Annotated in this window: 17 protein-coding genes and 1 other RNA gene; 10 read left to right on the top strand and 8 right to left on the bottom strand. The window is 61.0% G+C overall.

Going from position 1 to position 16,366, the window contains the following annotated elements; genetic code table 11:
- Positions 1-14 precede the first annotated feature (14 nt).
- The gene (locus AD663_RS01385) at positions 15-569 is read right to left on the bottom strand and encodes a YecA family protein (protein ID WP_003177366.1); all 555 of its coding nucleotides are present in this window, start codon (positions 567-569) and stop codon (positions 15-17) included.
- A 130-nt stretch (positions 570-699) separates the two neighbouring features.
- Here AD663_RS01385 and AD663_RS01380 point away from each other — a divergent pair, with 130 nt between their 5' ends.
- The 4 genes from AD663_RS01380 (at position 700) to AD663_RS01370 (ending at position 2,158) form a co-directional block, all read left to right on the top strand.
- The gene (locus AD663_RS01380) at positions 700-909 is read left to right on the top strand and encodes a TIGR02449 family protein (protein WP_003177365.1); all 210 of its coding nucleotides are present in this window, start codon (positions 700-702) and stop codon (positions 907-909) included.
- Complete coding sequence (locus AD663_RS01375) at positions 906-1,223, top strand: cell division protein ZapA (RefSeq protein ID WP_003177364.1); 318 nt, start codon at positions 906-908, stop codon at positions 1,221-1,223. The genes AD663_RS01380 and AD663_RS01375 overlap by 4 nt, the downstream gene beginning before the upstream one ends.
- 30 nt (positions 1,224-1,253) lie before the next feature.
- Positions 1,254-1,433, top strand: a non-coding RNA gene (ssrS, locus tag AD663_RS28060) — 6S RNA.
- A gap of 119 nt (positions 1,434-1,552) precedes the next feature.
- On the top strand, positions 1,553-2,158 hold the full coding sequence (locus AD663_RS01370; RefSeq protein ID WP_053213135.1) for a 5-formyltetrahydrofolate cyclo-ligase: 606 nt from the start codon (positions 1,553-1,555) through the stop codon (positions 2,156-2,158).
- A 35-nt stretch (positions 2,159-2,193) separates the two neighbouring features.
- On the opposite strand, the gene AD663_RS28835 is transcribed toward AD663_RS01370, so the two are convergent.
- Positions 2,194-2,340, bottom strand: a complete 147-nt coding sequence (locus AD663_RS28835) for a hypothetical protein (RefSeq protein ID WP_003177362.1) — start codon at positions 2,338-2,340, stop codon at positions 2,194-2,196.
- A gap of 196 nt (positions 2,341-2,536) precedes the next feature.
- On the opposite strand from AD663_RS28835, the gene AD663_RS01365 reads away from it, so the two are divergent.
- The 4 genes from AD663_RS01365 (at position 2,537) to AD663_RS01350 (ending at position 7,874) form a co-directional block, all read left to right on the top strand.
- Positions 2,537-2,986, top strand: coding sequence for an EVE domain-containing protein (locus AD663_RS01365; protein ID WP_003177361.1), 450 nt, complete (start codon positions 2,537-2,539; stop codon positions 2,984-2,986).
- An 81-nt stretch (positions 2,987-3,067) separates the two neighbouring features.
- Entirely contained in the window at positions 3,068-4,033 is a 966-nt protein-coding gene (locus AD663_RS01360) for an HlyD family secretion protein (RefSeq protein ID WP_003177360.1), read from the top strand.
- Entirely contained in the window at positions 4,030-6,756 is a 2,727-nt protein-coding gene (gene rbbA / locus AD663_RS01355; RefSeq protein WP_003177359.1) for a ribosome-associated ATPase/putative transporter RbbA, read from the top strand. Before AD663_RS01360 ends, rbbA begins: the two co-directional genes overlap by 4 nt.
- Positions 6,756-7,874 carry an ABC transporter permease gene (locus AD663_RS01350; RefSeq protein ID WP_003177358.1) on the top strand — a complete coding sequence of 373 codons (1,119 nt, stop codon included), beginning with the start codon at positions 6,756-6,758 and terminating at the stop codon, positions 7,872-7,874. The genes rbbA and AD663_RS01350 overlap by 1 nt, the downstream gene beginning before the upstream one ends.
- 63 nt (positions 7,875-7,937) lie before the next feature.
- On the opposite strand, the gene AD663_RS01345 is transcribed toward AD663_RS01350, so the two are convergent.
- Entirely contained in the window at positions 7,938-8,354 is a 417-nt protein-coding gene (locus AD663_RS01345) for a flagellar basal body-associated protein FliL (protein ID WP_003177357.1), read from the bottom strand.
- A gap of 150 nt (positions 8,355-8,504) precedes the next feature.
- Between AD663_RS01345 and AD663_RS01340 the strand changes: the two genes are divergently transcribed.
- Both AD663_RS01340 and glpT read left to right on the top strand, forming a co-directional pair.
- Positions 8,505-9,482, top strand: coding sequence for an NADPH:quinone oxidoreductase family protein (locus tag AD663_RS01340; protein ID WP_003177356.1), 978 nt, complete (start codon positions 8,505-8,507; stop codon positions 9,480-9,482).
- 255 nt (positions 9,483-9,737) lie between these two features.
- Positions 9,738-11,087 (top strand): glycerol-3-phosphate transporter, encoded by a 1,350-nt coding sequence (glpT, locus tag AD663_RS01335; RefSeq protein WP_003177354.1) that lies wholly within the window; start codon positions 9,738-9,740, stop codon positions 11,085-11,087.
- On the opposite strand, the gene AD663_RS01330 is transcribed toward glpT, so the two are convergent.
- The 5 genes from AD663_RS01330 to trxA all read right to left on the bottom strand — a co-directional run bounded on the left by AD663_RS01330 (position 11,063) and on the right by trxA (position 16,343).
- The gene (locus AD663_RS01330) at positions 11,063-11,731 is read right to left on the bottom strand and encodes a gamma-glutamylcyclotransferase (protein ID WP_003177353.1); all 669 of its coding nucleotides are present in this window, start codon (positions 11,729-11,731) and stop codon (positions 11,063-11,065) included. The two genes, glpT and AD663_RS01330, sit on opposite strands and share 25 nt — an antisense overlap.
- A gap of 221 nt (positions 11,732-11,952) precedes the next feature.
- Positions 11,953-12,921 carry a CDP-6-deoxy-delta-3,4-glucoseen reductase gene (locus tag AD663_RS01325; RefSeq protein WP_003177352.1) on the bottom strand — a complete coding sequence of 323 codons (969 nt, stop codon included), beginning with the start codon at positions 12,919-12,921 and terminating at the stop codon, positions 11,953-11,955.
- Positions 12,921-14,387: a 4-hydroxy-3-polyprenylbenzoate decarboxylase gene (gene ubiD, locus AD663_RS01320; protein ID WP_003177351.1), complete on the bottom strand. Its 1,467-nt coding sequence runs from the start codon at positions 14,385-14,387 to the stop codon at positions 12,921-12,923. The genes AD663_RS01325 and ubiD overlap by 1 nt, the downstream gene beginning before the upstream one ends.
- Positions 14,388-14,512: 125 nt before the next feature.
- Positions 14,513-15,772, bottom strand: coding sequence for a transcription termination factor Rho (rho, locus tag AD663_RS01315; protein ID WP_003177350.1), 1,260 nt, complete (start codon positions 15,770-15,772; stop codon positions 14,513-14,515).
- A 241-nt stretch (positions 15,773-16,013) separates the two neighbouring features.
- Positions 16,014-16,343 carry a thioredoxin TrxA gene (gene trxA, locus AD663_RS01310; protein WP_053213256.1) on the bottom strand — a complete coding sequence of 110 codons (330 nt, stop codon included), beginning with the start codon at positions 16,341-16,343 and terminating at the stop codon, positions 16,014-16,016.
- Positions 16,344-16,366: the final 23 nt, after the last annotated feature.

The following is a 16,366-nucleotide window of genomic DNA, read 5'->3' as shown; positions in this document are numbered from 1 at the left end:
GTTCCCTCTAGCGATCAGTGCAAGGACGGCTTGGCCGCCGCTGCATCGGTTTTCTTGGTCTCGGTGAACAGCAGCAACGGCGCGACCCGCAGGTACTCCATCACTTCCATGTAGTCGCTTTCGCCATCATCGGATTCTTCCAGGGCATCCTGGACTTGAGAGATCGCAGCCAGGTCCTGCAACACTTCCTTGGCTTCATCACTCAACGCGTATTCGCGGCGGGTCAGGCCGAAGCCGGCGAGGAAACCCTGGCACCATTGGCCCAGCGCGGCGGCGCGCTCAGCCAAAGGCGCGTCGTCGGTGGGCAGCAGCAGGACGACGGTCATGTCGTCGCTGGTCAGCTCACCCTTGACCATTTCCTGCAGGCCGATCAGCGCGTTACGGACGTTATCCGCCGGCTCGCCTTCCAGCAGCTCGGCGGCGTCGGCCAACCAGGCGTCGGCCTCGAAGCCGGCGCCGGCGCAGCTGCGGCCGAGCAACAGGCCATGGAGTTCGGCGGGCGAAACGGGATGGCCGCTGGTGCTCAGCAGGGTGGCGAATGCTTGATACGGGGAATTCTGAATGGGCATGGGCAGCTAGGCGCCAGACGGCGCTATGTCTAGAATGGAGGCCTTGTATCCTACATCGACAGACTCGCCAAGACTATCAGAGGCTGTACGACCGACATCCCTCCATCAGACACAATCTTCAGTGGACACAATGGAAGACACCGACCTGCAAGCGCTGATGGCCAGACTCGAGTTGCTAATTGACCGGGTCGAGCAACTTAAGAGCCAAAACGGACTCCTATTAGCTCAGGAAAAAACCTGGCGCGAGGAACGCGCGCACCTCATTGAAAAAAACGAAATCGCCCGGCGTAAGGTCGAATCGATGATTTCGCGCCTCAAGGCCCTGGAGCAAGACTCATGAGTTCAAGCAATAGCGTTACCGTGCAGATCCTCGACAAAGAATATTCAATCATCTGTCCCCAGGAAGAGCGCAGCAACCTGGTGAGCGCCGCCCGTTACCTGGACGGCAAGATGCGTGAGATCCGCAGCAGCGGCAAAGTCATCGGCGCCGACCGCATCGCTGTGATGGCTGCCTTGAACATCACCCACGATCTGCTGCATCGCCAGGATACGCCGGACCTGCAGGTCAGCGGCTCGACCCGTGAACAAGTGCGCGACCTGCTCGATCGGGTGGATCTGGTACTGGCGACCGATCCGGACGTCAGCAAGGGCTGATTCCCGAGACTGCCTGGGGTATACTTGCGTCACTCCCTGGGGTGCTTGCCAGTTGGTGATGTCCCTGAGCCGATACGCACAACCACGGGGGTTGCACGTTGGGGCCGGTGTGCATGTCCGCTTGACGGAAAGCCTTAACGCCTCCTGCAACTTCCACCTTGAACTTTCGGGTTCAAGGGCTAAGCCGACAGCGGTTCATCCGGGGAGCCTGATTCCAGACAATGCCAGTCCATATGGACTGGCATTGTCGTTTCTGGCGTGGGCGTTTCTGGACGTTCGGTTTGCGGTTACGCTGTAGCACTGCCATCGTCACTGCGTGAAGCCTCGAAATGACCGAACCTGCGCTGCTCCCCCGCCCGCAACTCCGACGCCTGCTGCGCCAGGCCCGTCGCGCCTTGACGTCAGCCCAGCAACGGCAAGCGGCCCAGGGACTCTATCGGCAACTGGCCCAGCATCCGCTGTTTCGTCGCGCACGCCACATCGCCCTGTACCTGCCCAACGATGGCGAGATCGACCCCCGCCTGCTGCTGCGCGCCGCCCAGCGCCGGGGCAAGGCGACATACCTGCCGGTGCTCAGCCCGTGGCCGCAGACCCGAATGGTGTTTCAGCGCATCTACCCTGGCGAAAAAATGTGCCCCAACCGCTTTCGTATTCCGGAACCACGCAAGAACATCGCCCGGCAACGCAAGGTCTGGACATTGGATTTAGTATTGTTGCCGTTGGTGGGGTTTGACGATGCGGGCGGCCGGCTAGGCATGGGAGGCGGTTTTTACGACCGCAGCCTGGCGTACCTGGGGCGACGCAAGCAATGGCGCAAGCCGACGCTATTGGGGCTGGCTCATGAATGCCAGAAGGTCGAACGATTGGCACAAGCCAGTTGGGACGTACCGTTACAGGGAACGGTGAGCGACAAGCGGTGGTATATGGCGCAATAGCGCCGCGAACGTGACGCGGCGCCAGGAGAACAGGTTCAGCGTTTGAGCGATGGCGTGGGTTGAGTGATGTCCATCGGCGCATCGGTCTTGGTGGACCAAAGGCTTTGAGCGTAACCCGTGGTCACGACACCCAGGCCGAACAGAATGACCAGAACCCACAACAAATCCGGTTTGCGTTTCATCGATTGCCCCCCTCAAGGCATATCACACACGATGACAGCAGCGGTTTTTCTTATTGGCCGTGCAGCAGCGTCAAGCTTGGAAGGCCGGCATTTTGCGGCAACCTGATGCTACACGCAAACTCTGGCGTCAACCGACTGTCGGTTTGTCATAAAATCGCTGAACTATTTTTTTTAACACCGCCCAGGAGTAGAAATCATGGCCTATTGGCTGATGAAATCCGAGCCCGACGAATTGTCCATCCAAGGCCTGGAAAAACTCGGCCAGGCGCGCTGGGACGGGGTTCGCAACTATCAAGCGCGTAATTTCCTGCGGGCGATGGCCGTCGGCGACCGGTTCTTTTTCTATCACTCCAGCTGCCCGGAGCCAGGTATCGCCGGGATTGGCGAAATCATCCAGGCGGGTTACCCCGATCCCACGGCGCTGGAGCCCGACAGCCATTACTTCGACGCCAAGGCCAGCCCGGATAAAAATCCGTGGACGGCCATTGATGTGGCCCACATCGAGACGTTCCCCCGCGTCCTCAAGCTCGATTACCTCAAGCAACAGGCTGCCCTGGCAGAAATGCCACTGGTACAGAAGGGCTCGCGGCTGTCGGTGATGCCGGTGACTGCCGAGCAATGGGCAGCGGTAATCGGCCTGCGCTAATCGCCCATCCGTTGATGGATATCAAGCTCGGGCGGCAGCCGGTCCGGCAGACTACCATGCTACAGCCGCAGGATGCCGGACATGTCGACGAACCCCCGTACCTCTCGCTTTTTCGCAATCGCCTTGATGGCGGTGTTGCTGGCCGCCGGCGGGTTCGGCTACTGGAAGTCCCGCCACGATCGCCTGCCGCCAGGCCTGAGCATGGGCAACGGACGCCTGGAGGCCACCGAAGTCCAGATCGCCAGCAAGACGCCCGGGCGCCTGGCCGAGGTCCATGTCGAGGAAGGCGATAACGTCACCAAGGGCCAAGTGCTTGCGCGCATGGACACCCGGACCCTGGAGGCCCAGCGCAACCAGGCCGAAGCCGAAGTTGTACGCGCCCGGCAGAATCTTGCCGCCACCGAGGCCAACGTGCAGTTGCGCCAGAGCGAACAATTGCTTGCCCACCAGGAACTCAAGCGGACTCAGGAACTGTTCAAGCGTGGCTACGCCAGCGGTCAGATCATCGACCAGCAGCAAGCACGCGTAGACACTGCCAACGCCGCCGTCAATGCGGCCCGAGCCCAGGTGTCGGCGGCGACAGCGGCCATCGGCGCGACCCAGGCCCAGGTAGCCCAACTCACCAGTGAAATAGACGACAGCACGTTGCGCGCACCGATCGATGGCGTGATCCAACTGCGCCTGGCCGAGCCGGGCGAAGTGCTGGGCGCCGGCGGACGGGTGCTGCTGATGATCGATCCGAACGACCAGTACATGAATCTCTATCTGCCGGCTTCGGTCGCCGGAAAACTGGCAGTGGGCGATGAGGCACGACTGCTGCTCGACGCCCTGCCCGAACGGCCACTGCCGGCCAGGGTCAGTTTCGTCGCGGCCAAGTCCCAGTTCACGCCCAAGGAAGTCGAAACCCGTGATGAACGCCAGAAGCTGGTGTTTCGCGTCAAGGTGCGCCTGACCCGGCCCGGCGAAGTGCCCCAGGCCAAGCCCGGCATGCCCGGCGCCGGCTACGTGCGCACAGCCCCCATCGACTGGCCGGCCAACTTGCAATGACCGTCAGCGTTGGCGCACCGGCGCTGCGCGCCGCAGCCTTGGAGCATCGCTACGGCCAGCATCTCGCCCTCAGCGACATTGCCTTCAGCCTGCCTGCCGGTACACGCTGCGGCCTGATCGGCCCGGACGGGGCGGGCAAATCGAGCCTGCTCGGGCTGATTGCCGGGGTGAAAAAGCTCCAGCGCGGCGAACTGGACGTACTGGGAGCCTCGATCGAGGACCGTCGTCATCGCAACACCCTCTATCGCCGCATCGCGTTCATGCCGCAAGGGCTGGGCGGCAATCTTTATCCTGACTTATCGATACGTGAAAACGTCCGGTTTTTCGGCACGCTGTTCGGGCTGTCGCGGGCCGAATGCGAGCAACGCATGGGCACATTGCTGCTGGCCACCGACCTCCAGCGTTTTGCCGATCGTCCAGCCGGCAAGCTGTCCGGCGGCATGAAACAGAAGCTCGGCCTGTGCTGTGCATTGATCCACGAGCCGGACCTGTTGATTCTCGACGAACCCACGACTGGCGTGGACCCCTTGTCGCGACGCCGTTTCTGGGAATTGATAGAAGACGTGCGCCGGCAGCGACCGCAACTCACGCTCTTGGTCGCCACGGCCTATATGGAGGAAGCCGAACAATTCGAGCACTGCCTGATGCTCGACAACGGTCGCTTGATCGCCCAAGGACTGAGCGCCGAATTGGCCGCAGTCACGCCCGATGGCAAGCTCGACTCGGCGTTCACGCATTTCCAGGGCGACAATGGCCGCGACGCCCAGCCATTGGCGATTCCGCCCCGATCCGCCGGCACCGCCGACATCGCCATCGAAGCCCACGACCTCACCTTGCGCTTCGGTGATTTCACGGCGGTGGACCGCGTCAGTTTCGCGATTGGGCGTGGCGAGATTTTCGGTTTCCTGGGCTCCAACGGTTGCGGCAAGACCACCACCATGAAAGTGCTGACCGGACTGATGCCGGCCAGCGAAGGCACCGCTCGCCTGCTAGGCAATCCAGTCAACGCCAAGGACCTCGCCACCCGCAAACGCGTAGGCTTCATGTCCCAGAGCTTTTCACTGTATGGCGAATTGAGCGTGCGTCAGAACCTGGCCCTGCACGCGAAGCTGTTCGACTTGCCCAAGAGCGAAAGCGCCAGCCGTATCGAAGAATTGATCCAGCGCTTCAAGCTCCAGGACTTTAGCGACCAACCCTCCGGGGCGCTTCCCCTGGGCTTGCGCCAGCGCTTGTCCCTGGCGGTGGCGGTGCTGCATCGCCCGGAAGTGCTGATTCTCGACGAACCGACCTCCGGCGTGGACCCGGCCGCGCGGGATGATTTCTGGCGCCTGCTGATCGAGTTGTCTCGCGAACAGGGCGTGACGATTTTTCTCTCCACGCACTTCATGAACGAAGCCCAACGCTGCGACCGCATTTCACTGATGCACGCCGGCAAGGTCCTGGCTTGCGATACCCCCGCAGCCCTACAGGCGCAGTTCAACGGCCAGACCCTGGAAGCCGCGTTCGTTACGTGTCTGGAACAGGCCCAAGGCGAGGCGCAGCCGGACGCCGTTCCCGTCGCCCTCGATAATGCCGATGCCCCACCGGAACGACGCGGCCTCAGCTTCGGTCGCCTGCTGGCCGTCGCCAACCGCGAAGGCAAGGAACTGCTGCGCGACAAAGTGCGTATGGCGTTCGCCCTGCTCGGCGCCCTGTTCATGATGGTGATCTTTGGCTACGGCATCTCCCTGGACGTGGAGAAACTCGCCTTCGCCGTGTACGACCAGGACCAGAGCCCGCAAAGCCGCGCCTACCTGGAAGCGTTTCGCAGTTCGCGCTACTTCGAGGAGCAGCCGGTCATCCGGGACGCGGCCGAACTGCATCGACGCCTGCAACGCTCGGAAATCAAGCTGGCCCTGGAAATACCACCCGGTTTTGGTCGCGATCTGTATGCCGGTCGGCAACCCACCGTCGGCGCCTGGCTGGACGGTGGCATGCCGTTTCGCGCCGAGACCAGTCGCAACTATGTCCAAGCGGTGCATCAGGCCAACCTCGAACAGTGGGCCGAACAGAGCAGCCCGGCGCGAAACCCGCAAGCCACGGCCAAACTGGAAACCCGGTTTCGCTACAACCAGGACGTGGTCAGCGTGAACGCCATCGGGCCGGGCGTGATGGCCCTGATCCTCGCGTTCATTCCCGCCATGTTGACCGCCCTGGGCATCGTGCGGGAAAAGGAGCTGGGCTCGATCACCAACTTCTATGCCACGCCGCTGACCCGCCTGGAATTCCTGTTGGGCAAACAAGCGCCCTACCTGGCCGTGAGCCTGGTCAACCTGGCCCTGCTGACGGCGATGAATCGCTGGCTGTTCGGCGTGCCATTCAAGGGCAGCGGTCTGACACTGGCAGTTGGCGGCCTGCTCTACGTGCTGGCGACCACCAGCATGGGCTTGTTGATCTCGGCGTTCACCCGCACCCAGATCGCGGCGATCCTCGGCACCATGATCATCACCAGCCTGCCGACCATTCAATTCTCGGGGCTGATCGTGCCGCGCTCGTCCTTGGAGGGCGCAGCGTCGGTGATGGGCCAGTTGTTTCCCGCCGGTTATTTCCTCGATATCGCCGTCGGCACGTTCACCAAGGCTCTGGACTTGCGCCAGTTGTGGCCGCAATGCCTGGCGTTATTCGGTTTTTTCCTGGGCTTCACCGGGCTCAGCCTGATCATGCTGAAAAAGCAGGAGGCCTGATGCACACGCTTTCACATATCTGGCGCCTTGGGCTCAAGGAATTGACCAGCCTGAGGTACGACTCTGTCCTGCTGTTGTTCTTGGGCTACGCCTTCACGGTGGCGATCTACATGCCGGCCGCCGGTTCGGTGATCGGCGTCCACAATGCCAGCGTGGCGGTGGTGGACGAAGACCAGAGCCATGTTTCCCGCCAATTGGCCCAGGTGCTTCAACCGCCGGAATTCCAAGCCCCGGTGGCGCTGCCCTACACCGAACTGGACAAGGTCATGGACAGCGGCCACTACACCTTTGTGATCAACGTACCCGCCAACTTCCAGGCCGATCTGCTCGCCGGACGCGAGCCGGCGCTGCAACTGAACGTCGATGCCACGGCCATGAGCCAGGCCTTCATGGGGGCCGGCTATATCGGACGGATTTTCCAACAGGAACTGTTGGCCTACAGCGGCCAGGCGCAAACCCGCGAGCAAACGCCCGTGAGGCTGACCACCCGCGCGCTGTTCAATACCAATCTGGAGGGTGGCTGGTTCCTGGCGGTGATCCAGATCGTCAATAACATCACGATCCTGGCGATCATCCTGACCGGCACCGCACTGCTGCGCGAACGCGAGCACGGCACCCTCGACCACCTGCTGGTGCTGCCACTGACGGCGCTGGAAATCATGCTGGCGAAAATCTGGAGCAATATGCTGGTGGTCGTGCTGTGCACCTGGGCATCACTGGAAATCATCGTCAGGTTCGCACTGGGCGTGCCCCTTGCCGGCTCCATGTTGCTGTTCCTGTTGGTGACTGCGCTCTACCTGTTCGCCAGCACCGCCCTGGGCATCTTCCTTGCCACCCTGGCCCGCTCGACGCCGCAATTCGGTTTGCTGTCGATCCCGGTCATCATCCCGATGCTGCTGTTGTCCGGCGGCAGTACGCCGCTGGACAGCATGCCGCAATGGCTGCAATGGGTGATGCAAGGATCGCCTTCGACCCACTTCGTCAGCCTCAGTGCAGCGATCCTGTTCCGTGACGCAGGCGTTGGCGTGGTATGGCCGGACCTGCTGGCACTGGCGGCCATCGGGCTGGTGTTCTTTGCCATTGCCCTGGGACGTTTTCGTAAAAGCCTGGCTTCGTGATAAAGCACAGCCTCGGGCAACGCGCGGATATCCGGGCGCTGCCCAAGGCTGCGAACCTGTCTTTTATTGAATGATCAGGTTATTGAACAACAAATCTTCCACCATCGGCTTGCCGGTTTCGTCGTTCATCACCTGCTGGGTCTGTTTCAAGGCTTCTTGACGCAGTTTTTCCTTGGCTTCGAGGCTGTTCATCGTCTCGCTGGTCTGCTGGGCGAACAGCGCCACCAATTGGTTGCGAATCAGCGGCTCGTTGGCCTTCACCGCCGCAGCGGCGGCTTCGCCGGTCACGCGCAGAGCCACATCGGCCTTGTAGACCTTCAACTTCGCAGTGCCGTCCAAGCCATAATTGCCCACGAACGGTGGGCTGAGGGTGATGTAGCTGACCTTCGGCGCCTCGCCTTCTTTCACTTCCTTGGCCTCTTCGGCCATCGCCGCCACGGGCAACGACAGGGCCAGCAACAACATGATCCGCGCTTTCAAAATTGATTCCTCATTCGGTTTGCGGCCCAGCATACCGCCCCGCCGTTCAAGCACAAGCTTATGGCCGGCTATCAGGGCGAGGCATGCTCGTTGACCCGTCGACTCTCACACCTACACTTATCGGCCATCACTCCCAAAGGAATAGCCCTGATGAAAGCCGTGCTGTGCAAAGAATTCGGTCCTGCCGAATCGCTGGTGCTGGAAGACGTCGCCAGCCCCGTCGCGAAGAAAAACGAAGTGCTGCTGGATGTGCATGCCGCCGGGGTGAATTTCCCTGACACGCTGATCATCGAGGGTAAATATCAATTCAAGCCGCCCTTCCCGTTTTCCCCCGGGGGCGAAGCGGCAGGCGTGGTTCGTGAGGTGGGTGAAAAAGTCAGTCACCTGAAGGTGGGTGACCGGGTGATGGCGCTGACCGGCTGGGGCAGCTTTGCCGAACAGGTCGCGGTGCCGGGCTATAACGTGCTGCCGATCCCTGCGTCCATGGATTTCAACACCGCGGCGGCTTTCAGCATGACCTACGGCACCTCGATGCACGCGCTCAAGCAGCGGGCCCACCTGCAACCGGGCGAAACCCTGCTGGTGCTCGGCGCTTCCGGTGGCGTCGGCCTCGCGGCGGTGGAAATCGGCAAGGCCATGGGTGCCAGGGTGATCGCCGCCGCCAGCAGCGCAGGGAAGCTCGCCGTGGCCAAGGCCGCCGGTGCCGATGAATTGATCAACTACAGCGAAACCAGCCTGAAGGAGGAAATCAAGCGCCTCACCGATGGCCAGGGCGCCGATGTGATCTACGACCCGGTGGGCGGCGACCTGTTCGACCAGGCTATCCGCGCCATCGCCTGGAACGGTCGGCTGCTGGTGGTCGGCTTCGCCAGCGGGCGCATTCCCGAGCTACCGGTGAACCTGGCGCTGCTCAAAGGTGCCGCCGTGCTCGGCGTGTTCTGGGGTTCGTTCGCCCAGCGCCAACCCCAGGACAACGCCGCCAACTTCCAGCAATTGTTCGGCTGGTTTGCCGAAGGCAAGCTCAAACCGCTGGTGTCGCAGACTTACCCGCTGGGCAACGCCGCCCAGGCGATCAACGATCTGGCGCAGCGCAAGGCCGTGGGGAAAGTGGTCGTGCAGGTGCGTTGAATCCCTCAAGGCGGTCCACCTGAGCCGTGGACCGCGTCTGCTCCAGCCGCCTGACGCCACGGTCCTGACGGGCGGTAAGCTATCCATCGGCGACCGTCCCTGCAACGCCCCGTGCTTATCCCCGCGCGATATGTTCGTTTAAGAACATCCTTTCGAGAAAACTTCCTCTTTTTAGCGATGAGAATCAATGCTATTTTCGGTAACGAAACTGTAACATTCGCATCCGCAGTCATAACAAGAAACTGGAGCCCTTGAATGTTTGCTTTCTTTCGTCCCGCCGCTCATCAGGCGTCCCTGCCTGAAGAAAAAATAGACAGTACCTACCGACGCCTTCGCTGGCAGATCTTTGCCGGCATCTTCTTTGGCTACGCCGGGTATTACCTGCTGCGCAAGAATTTCTCCCTGGCCATGCCATACCTGATCGACGAGGGCTATACCCGTGGTCAACTGGGCCTGGCCATGTCGGCCATCGCCATTGCCTATGGGCTTTCGAAGTTCCTGATGGGCCTGGTGTCCGATCGCTCCAACCCGCGCTACTTCCTGCCCTTCGGCTTGCTGGTCTCGGCAGGCGTGATGTTCATTTTCGGTTTCGCACCTTGGGCGACGTCCAGCGTGACCATCATGTTCATCCTGCTGTTCATCAACGGTTGGGCCCAGGGCATGGGCTGGCCGCCGAGCGGGCGGACCATGGTGCACTGGTGGTCGCAAAAGGAACGCGGCGGCGTGGTGTCGGTGTGGAACGTGGCGCACAACGTCGGCGGCGGCCTGATCGGCCCGCTGTTCCTGTTGGGGATGGGCTGGTTCAACGACTGGCATTCTGCATTCTATGTCCCCGCTACCGTGGCGCTTGCCGTGGCGGTGTTTGCTTTCGTGACCATGCGCGACACGCCGCAATCGGTAGGCCTGCCGCCGATCGAGAAATACAAGAACGATTACCCGGAAGGCTACGACGCCAGTCACGAGAACGAATTCAGCGCCAAGGAAATCTTCGTCAAATACGTGCTGCGCAACAAGATGCTCTGGTACATCGCCCTGGCCAACGTCTTCGTCTATCTGCTGCGCTACGGCGTGCTGGACTGGGCGCCAACCTACCTCAAGGAAGCCAAGGGTTTCACAGTCGACAAAAGCTCCTGGGCCTATTTCTTCTATGAATGGGCAGGCATTCCCGGCACGTTGCTGTGCGGCTGGATGTCGGACAAGATCTTTCGTGGCAACCGTGGCCTGACCGGCATGGTGTTCATGGCGCTGGTGACCGTGGCAACGCTGGTGTATTGGCTGAACCCGGCCGGCAACCCGACCGTTGACATGATCGCCCTGGTTTCCATCGGCTTCCTGATCTACGGCCCGGTGATGCTGATCGGTTTGCAGGCACTTGAACTGGCGCCGAAGAAAGCCGCCGGTACCGCCGCAGGCTTCACGGGGCTGTTTGGTTACCTGGGAGGTTCAGTCGCGGCCAGTGCCGCTATGGGCTACACCGTGGACCATTTCGGTTGGGACGGTGGTTTTGTGCTGCTGATCGGCGCCTGCCTGCTGTCGATGGCGTTCCTCGCGCCAACCCTGAGGCACAAGCAAGTCGCCAGTCAGAGCCGCAAAGCGGTAGCCTGATCCAGCGCTGATTTGCAGCGCTTGAGCCGCGCCTCCAGATTTCGGTCTGGCATGGCGTGGCTGCGCAGGGCCTGAATGGTCTGCTCGACGTAGTCGCGGGTGGTGCCATACCGCCCGCAGGCGCTTTCGAACACCTGGCTCAGCACATGGTCCGGCAAGTTGCCGGCATAACTGGGCAGGTGTCGTTCGAGCACAAACCCCAGGGCCTGCACCCGACTGCCATCTTCGAGGCGGCAACTGAGCCAGTGGGGACGATAGGACGGGAATGGCATCTCGCGCTGCCACAAGGCAAACAGCGATTCCTCGAGATTATCCTCCGGCAGTCGATAAGCGAAGCCGCTGCACGAGCCGCCGCGATCCAGCCCGAATACCAGCCCCGGCAACTCCGGGGTGCCGCGATGTTCGTGGGACCATAAATACAAGCCACGATGATAGCCATGGACCCGGCCGCGCACCCGCTCAACCGCCGTGCATTCAGGCCGCCAGATCAATGAACCGTAGGCGAACAGCCAGACCGGGCCGCCCTGGTGAAGACCCATGGTCAATTGCATCGAGGCGAGCAATTGCTCACGCGTCAGCTTCGGTCCCAGGTCAAGCCGTGGCGGGTATGGGGCACAGATAATGGCGGATTCGATAGCGGTCATGGCCGGTAGCGTAGGGCTCCTCGCAATTGATATAGCTCGATAGCGCGCCGTCATGACGCTGACGCTCGGCAGAATCAAGGCAAATTGAATGCCATCCGGGGGCGCTGTTATATACCTTAACGGCATCTGGCCGGCGGACTAAATACCGAATCGGCATATTCGCTGATATATGCGTGTGGCAAGGGAGCTTGCTCCCTCACCACAGGATCCTGGGTCAGCCGCTAAGTCCGTGGCGCATATGCGAAAACATCGGCGCGCATCTGGTGCGCGTCCATTCCGGCATCTACCAGTGCGTCGAGGGTGGCGTAGATCATCGCCGGCGAGCCGCTGGCATAGACATGCACTCTGGAAAGATCGCTGATGTCCTCGCACACGGCTTCATGGAGCATCCCGCAACGGCCTTCCCACCCACACAGGTCGCTGACGACTTTGTGCAGGTACAGGTTCGGCAGTTTTTTCCATTCATCCCAATGTTCGATTTCATAGAAATCGTCCGGTCGCCGCACGCCCCAATACAGATGCACCGGATGCTTGAAACCCTCGGCACGGCAATGCTCGATCAGGCTGTGCATCTGCGCCATGCCGGTACCGGCAGCGATCAGCACCAACGGACCGTCCGGCAGTTCAGACAGATGAGTGTCGCCAAAGGGCATTTCGATGCGCACGTTGGGATTGCGACGCAGTTGCTCCAGCAGCGCTTGTGCACTGCTTTCGCGCGCCAGGACATGCAGTTGCAGCTCGCGGCCGGCGTGGGGCGCCGAGGCCAGGGAGAATGCCGACTTCTCACCGTTCTCCCGTTCGATCATCAGGTATTGCCCAGCGTGATAGCGCGGCGGCTTGCCGGCCGGCGCGCGCAGGCGAACCCGCCAGACATCGCCACCCACCTCGGCGCATTCGATGACCTGGCAAGACAGCTGTCGTACCGGCAATTCACCCGGCGACAACACGCCATCCCACAGCACCACGCAGTCTTCCAGCGGTTCGGCGATGCACGTAAAGATCTCACCGTGATCGCGCACCTCGCCTGCCTGTTTCACACGGCCCTCCACCAGCAACGCGCCACACACATGGCAGTTGCCGTTGCGGCAGCTTTGCGGGCATTCATAGCCCAGGCGCCGCGCGCCATCGAGGATCCGCTCGGCGGGCTGGATTTCCAGCACCGCACCGGAAGGCTGCAAGGTTACACGCATCAATCTATTCCTAACTGATTCCAGATGGCATCGATCCGTTGGGTAACGGCTTCATCCTTGACGATAACCCGGCCCCACTCACGGGTGGTTTCACCCGGCCATTTATGCGTGGCGTCGAGCCCCATCTTCGACCCCAGGCCGGATACCGGCGAAGCGAAGTCGAGGTAGTCGATCGGCGTGTTCTCGATCATTACCGTGTCGCGCTTGGGGTCCATGCGCGTGGTGATGGCCCAGATCACATCGTTCCAGTCCCGTGCGTTGATATCGTCGTCAGTGACGATAACGAACTTGGTGTACATGAACTGTCGCAAAAACGACCAGACCCCGAGCATCACCCGCTTGGCGTGCCCCGGATACGACTTCTTCATGGTCACCACGGCCATCCGGTACGAACAACCTTCCGGCGGCAGGTAGAAGTCGGTGATCTCCGGAAATTGCTTCTGCAGGATCGGCACGAAGACTTCGTTCAGCGCCACGCCGAGAATGGCTGGTTCATCCGGCGGACGGCCGGTGTAGGTGCTGTGGTAGATCGGCTTGATCCGATGGGTGATGCGCTCGACGGTGAACACCGGGAAGCTGTCGACTTCATTGTAGTAACCGGTGTGGTCGCCATACGGCCCTTCATCGGCCATCTCGCCGGGATGAATCACGCCTTCGAGGATGATTTCGGCGGTGGCCGGCACCTGTAGGTCGTTGCCACGGCATTTCACCAACTCGGTGCGGTTACCGCGCAACAGGCCGGCGAAGGCATATTCAGAGAGGCTGTCAGGCACCGGCGTGACGGCGCCCAGGATAGTCGCCGGGTCCGCGCCCAGGGCAACCGACACCGGGAATGGCTGGCCAGGGTGTTTTTCACACCACTCACGGTAATCCAGCGCGCCGCCCCGATGGCTCAGCCAGCGCATGATGACCTTGTTGCGGCCAATCACCTGCTGACGATAGATGCCCAGGTTCTGGCGATCCTTGTTCGGACCTTTGGTGACGGTCAGGCCCCAGGTGATCAAAGGCCCGACATCGCCCGGCCAGCAGGTCTGCACCGGCAGCATGCCGAGGTCGACATCGTCGCCCTCGATCACCACTTCCTGGCAGATCGCGTCCTTGACGACTTTCGGCGCCATGGAAATGATCTTGCGGAAAATCGGCAGCTTGGACCAAGCGTCCTTCAGGCCTTTCGGTGGCTCGGGCTCCTTGAGGAACGCCAGCAGCTTGCCGATCTCGCGCAGTTCACTGACAGCTTCGGCGCCCATGCCCAAGGCCACGCGCTCAGGCGTGCCAAACAAATTGCCGAGCACCGGGATGTCGTAGCCCGTAGGATTCTCGAACAACAGCGCCGGGCCTTTTGCGCGCAGGGTGCGGTCGCAGACCTCGGTCATTTCCAGTACGGGAGACACCGGCACCTGGATGCGCTTGAGTTCGCCGCGTTGTTCCAGACCGCTGATAAAGTCGCGCAAATCGCGATACTGCATGCAAGAGCCTCATAGTGGCCGTGGCGTTCGGGGGCCCGAGTTTAACGCCGCCCGTTCAGAATAGTGAATGCACAGATAGCAAAAAGCCGGGTTTCCCCGGCTCTTGCTGGCCTGTCCTGCTCGACTTACTTGCGCTTCATCGACAGGAAGAACTCATCGTTGGTCTTGGTCGCTTTCAACTTGTCGACCAGGAACTCGATGGCTGCGACTTCATCCATCGGATGCAGCAGCTTGCGCAGGATCCACATGCGTTGCAATTCGTCGTCGGCGGTCAGCAACTCTTCGCGGCGGGTGCCGGAACGGTTGATGTTGATGGCCGGGAATACACGCTTCTCGGCGATCCGACGATCCAGGGGCAGCTCCATGTTACCGGTACCCTTGAACTCTTCGTAGATCACTTCGTCCATCTTCGAGCCGGTTTCAACCAGCGCGGTGGCGATGATGGTCAGCGAACCGCCTTCCTCGATGTTTCGCGCGGCACCGAAGAAACGCTTCGGCTTTTCCAGCGCGTGGGCGTCGACACCACCGGTCAGCACCTTGCCGGAGCTCGGGATCACGGTGTTGTAGGCACGGGCCAGACGGGTGATGGAGTCCAGCAGGATCACCACGTCCTTCTTGTGTTCGACCAGGCGCTTGGCCTTCTCGATCACCATTTCGGCAACCTGCACGTGGCGGGTCGGCGGCTCGTCGAATGTCGAGGCAACCACTTCGCCGCGCACGGTGCGCTGCATCTCGGTCACTTCTTCCGGACGCTCGTCGATCAGCAGCACGATCAGATGAACTTCAGGGTTGTTACGCGCGATGTTGGCCGCGATGTTCTGCAGCATGATCGTCTTGCCCGCTTTCGGCGGCGCCACGATCAGACCACGCTGGCCTTTGCCGATGGGTGCGCACAGGTCGATGACACGACCGGTGAGGTCTTCGGTGGAACCGTTGCCGGCTTCCATCTTCATGCGCACGGTCGGGAACAGCGGGGTCAGGTTCTCGAAGAGAATCTTGTTTTTCGCGTTTTCCGGACGGTCGAAGTTGATCGTGTCGACCTTGAGCAGCGCGAAATAACGCTCGCCTTCCTTCGGAGGGCGGATCTTGCCAACGATGGTGTCACCGGTGCGCAAGTTGAAGCGACGGATCTGGCTCGGCGAGACGTAGATATCGTCTGGGCCGGCGAGATAGGAAGCGTCTGCGGAGCGAAGAAAGCCGAAGCCGTCCTGGAGAATCTCCAGCACGCCATCACCGGAGATTTCCTCGCCGCTTTTCGCGTGCTTCTTGAGCAGGGAGAAAATCACGTCCTGCTTGCGCGAACGGGCCATATTTTCTATGCCCATCTGTTCGGCCAATTCGAGCAGTTCGGTAATCGGCTTTTGCTTGAGTTCAGTCAGATTCATATAGGAATGACGTAATCATTTATGGAGGGGGGAAATTAAGCTTTTGGCTTAATGAGGCCGCGCCGCGGAGAAGGCGACAGGATCGCGTACTTGTTCGAAAGGAGAGCGTCGGCGACGGCTTGCAGGGGGCACTGGAGAAACCAGTGCGGGGCCGAATGTAACACCTGGGTTTGCAAGCGTCTAGCCCCGGATAACGAAAAAGCCCCGCGATTTGCGGGGCTTTTCCAGTGGCATTCGGCGCTTAGATGGCAGCGTCGAGGAAAGCCATCAGTTGCGACTTCGACAGCGCACCGACCTTGGTGGCTTCGACGTTGCCGTTCTTGAACAGCATCAGGGTCGGGATACCACGTACGCCATACTTGGGCGGCGTCTCCTGGTTTTCGTCGATGTTCAGCTTGGCAATGGTCAGCTTGCCTTTGTAAGACTCGGCAATTTCGTCCAGGACCGGGGCGATCATTTTGCACGGACCGCACCACTCAGCCCAATAGTCGACCAGTACTGCGCCTTCGGCCTTGAGTACGTCAGCCTCGAAGCTAGCGTCGCTAACGTGTTTGATCAGATCGCTGCTCATGGAAATCTCCGGGGTTGTCAGCA

The organism is Pseudomonas sp. Q12-87, from assembly GCF_001269755.1.
Lineage (GTDB): Bacteria > Pseudomonadota > Gammaproteobacteria > Pseudomonadales > Pseudomonadaceae > Aquipseudomonas > Aquipseudomonas fluorescens_S.
This window is presented reverse-complemented; position numbering and strand designations above follow the sequence as displayed.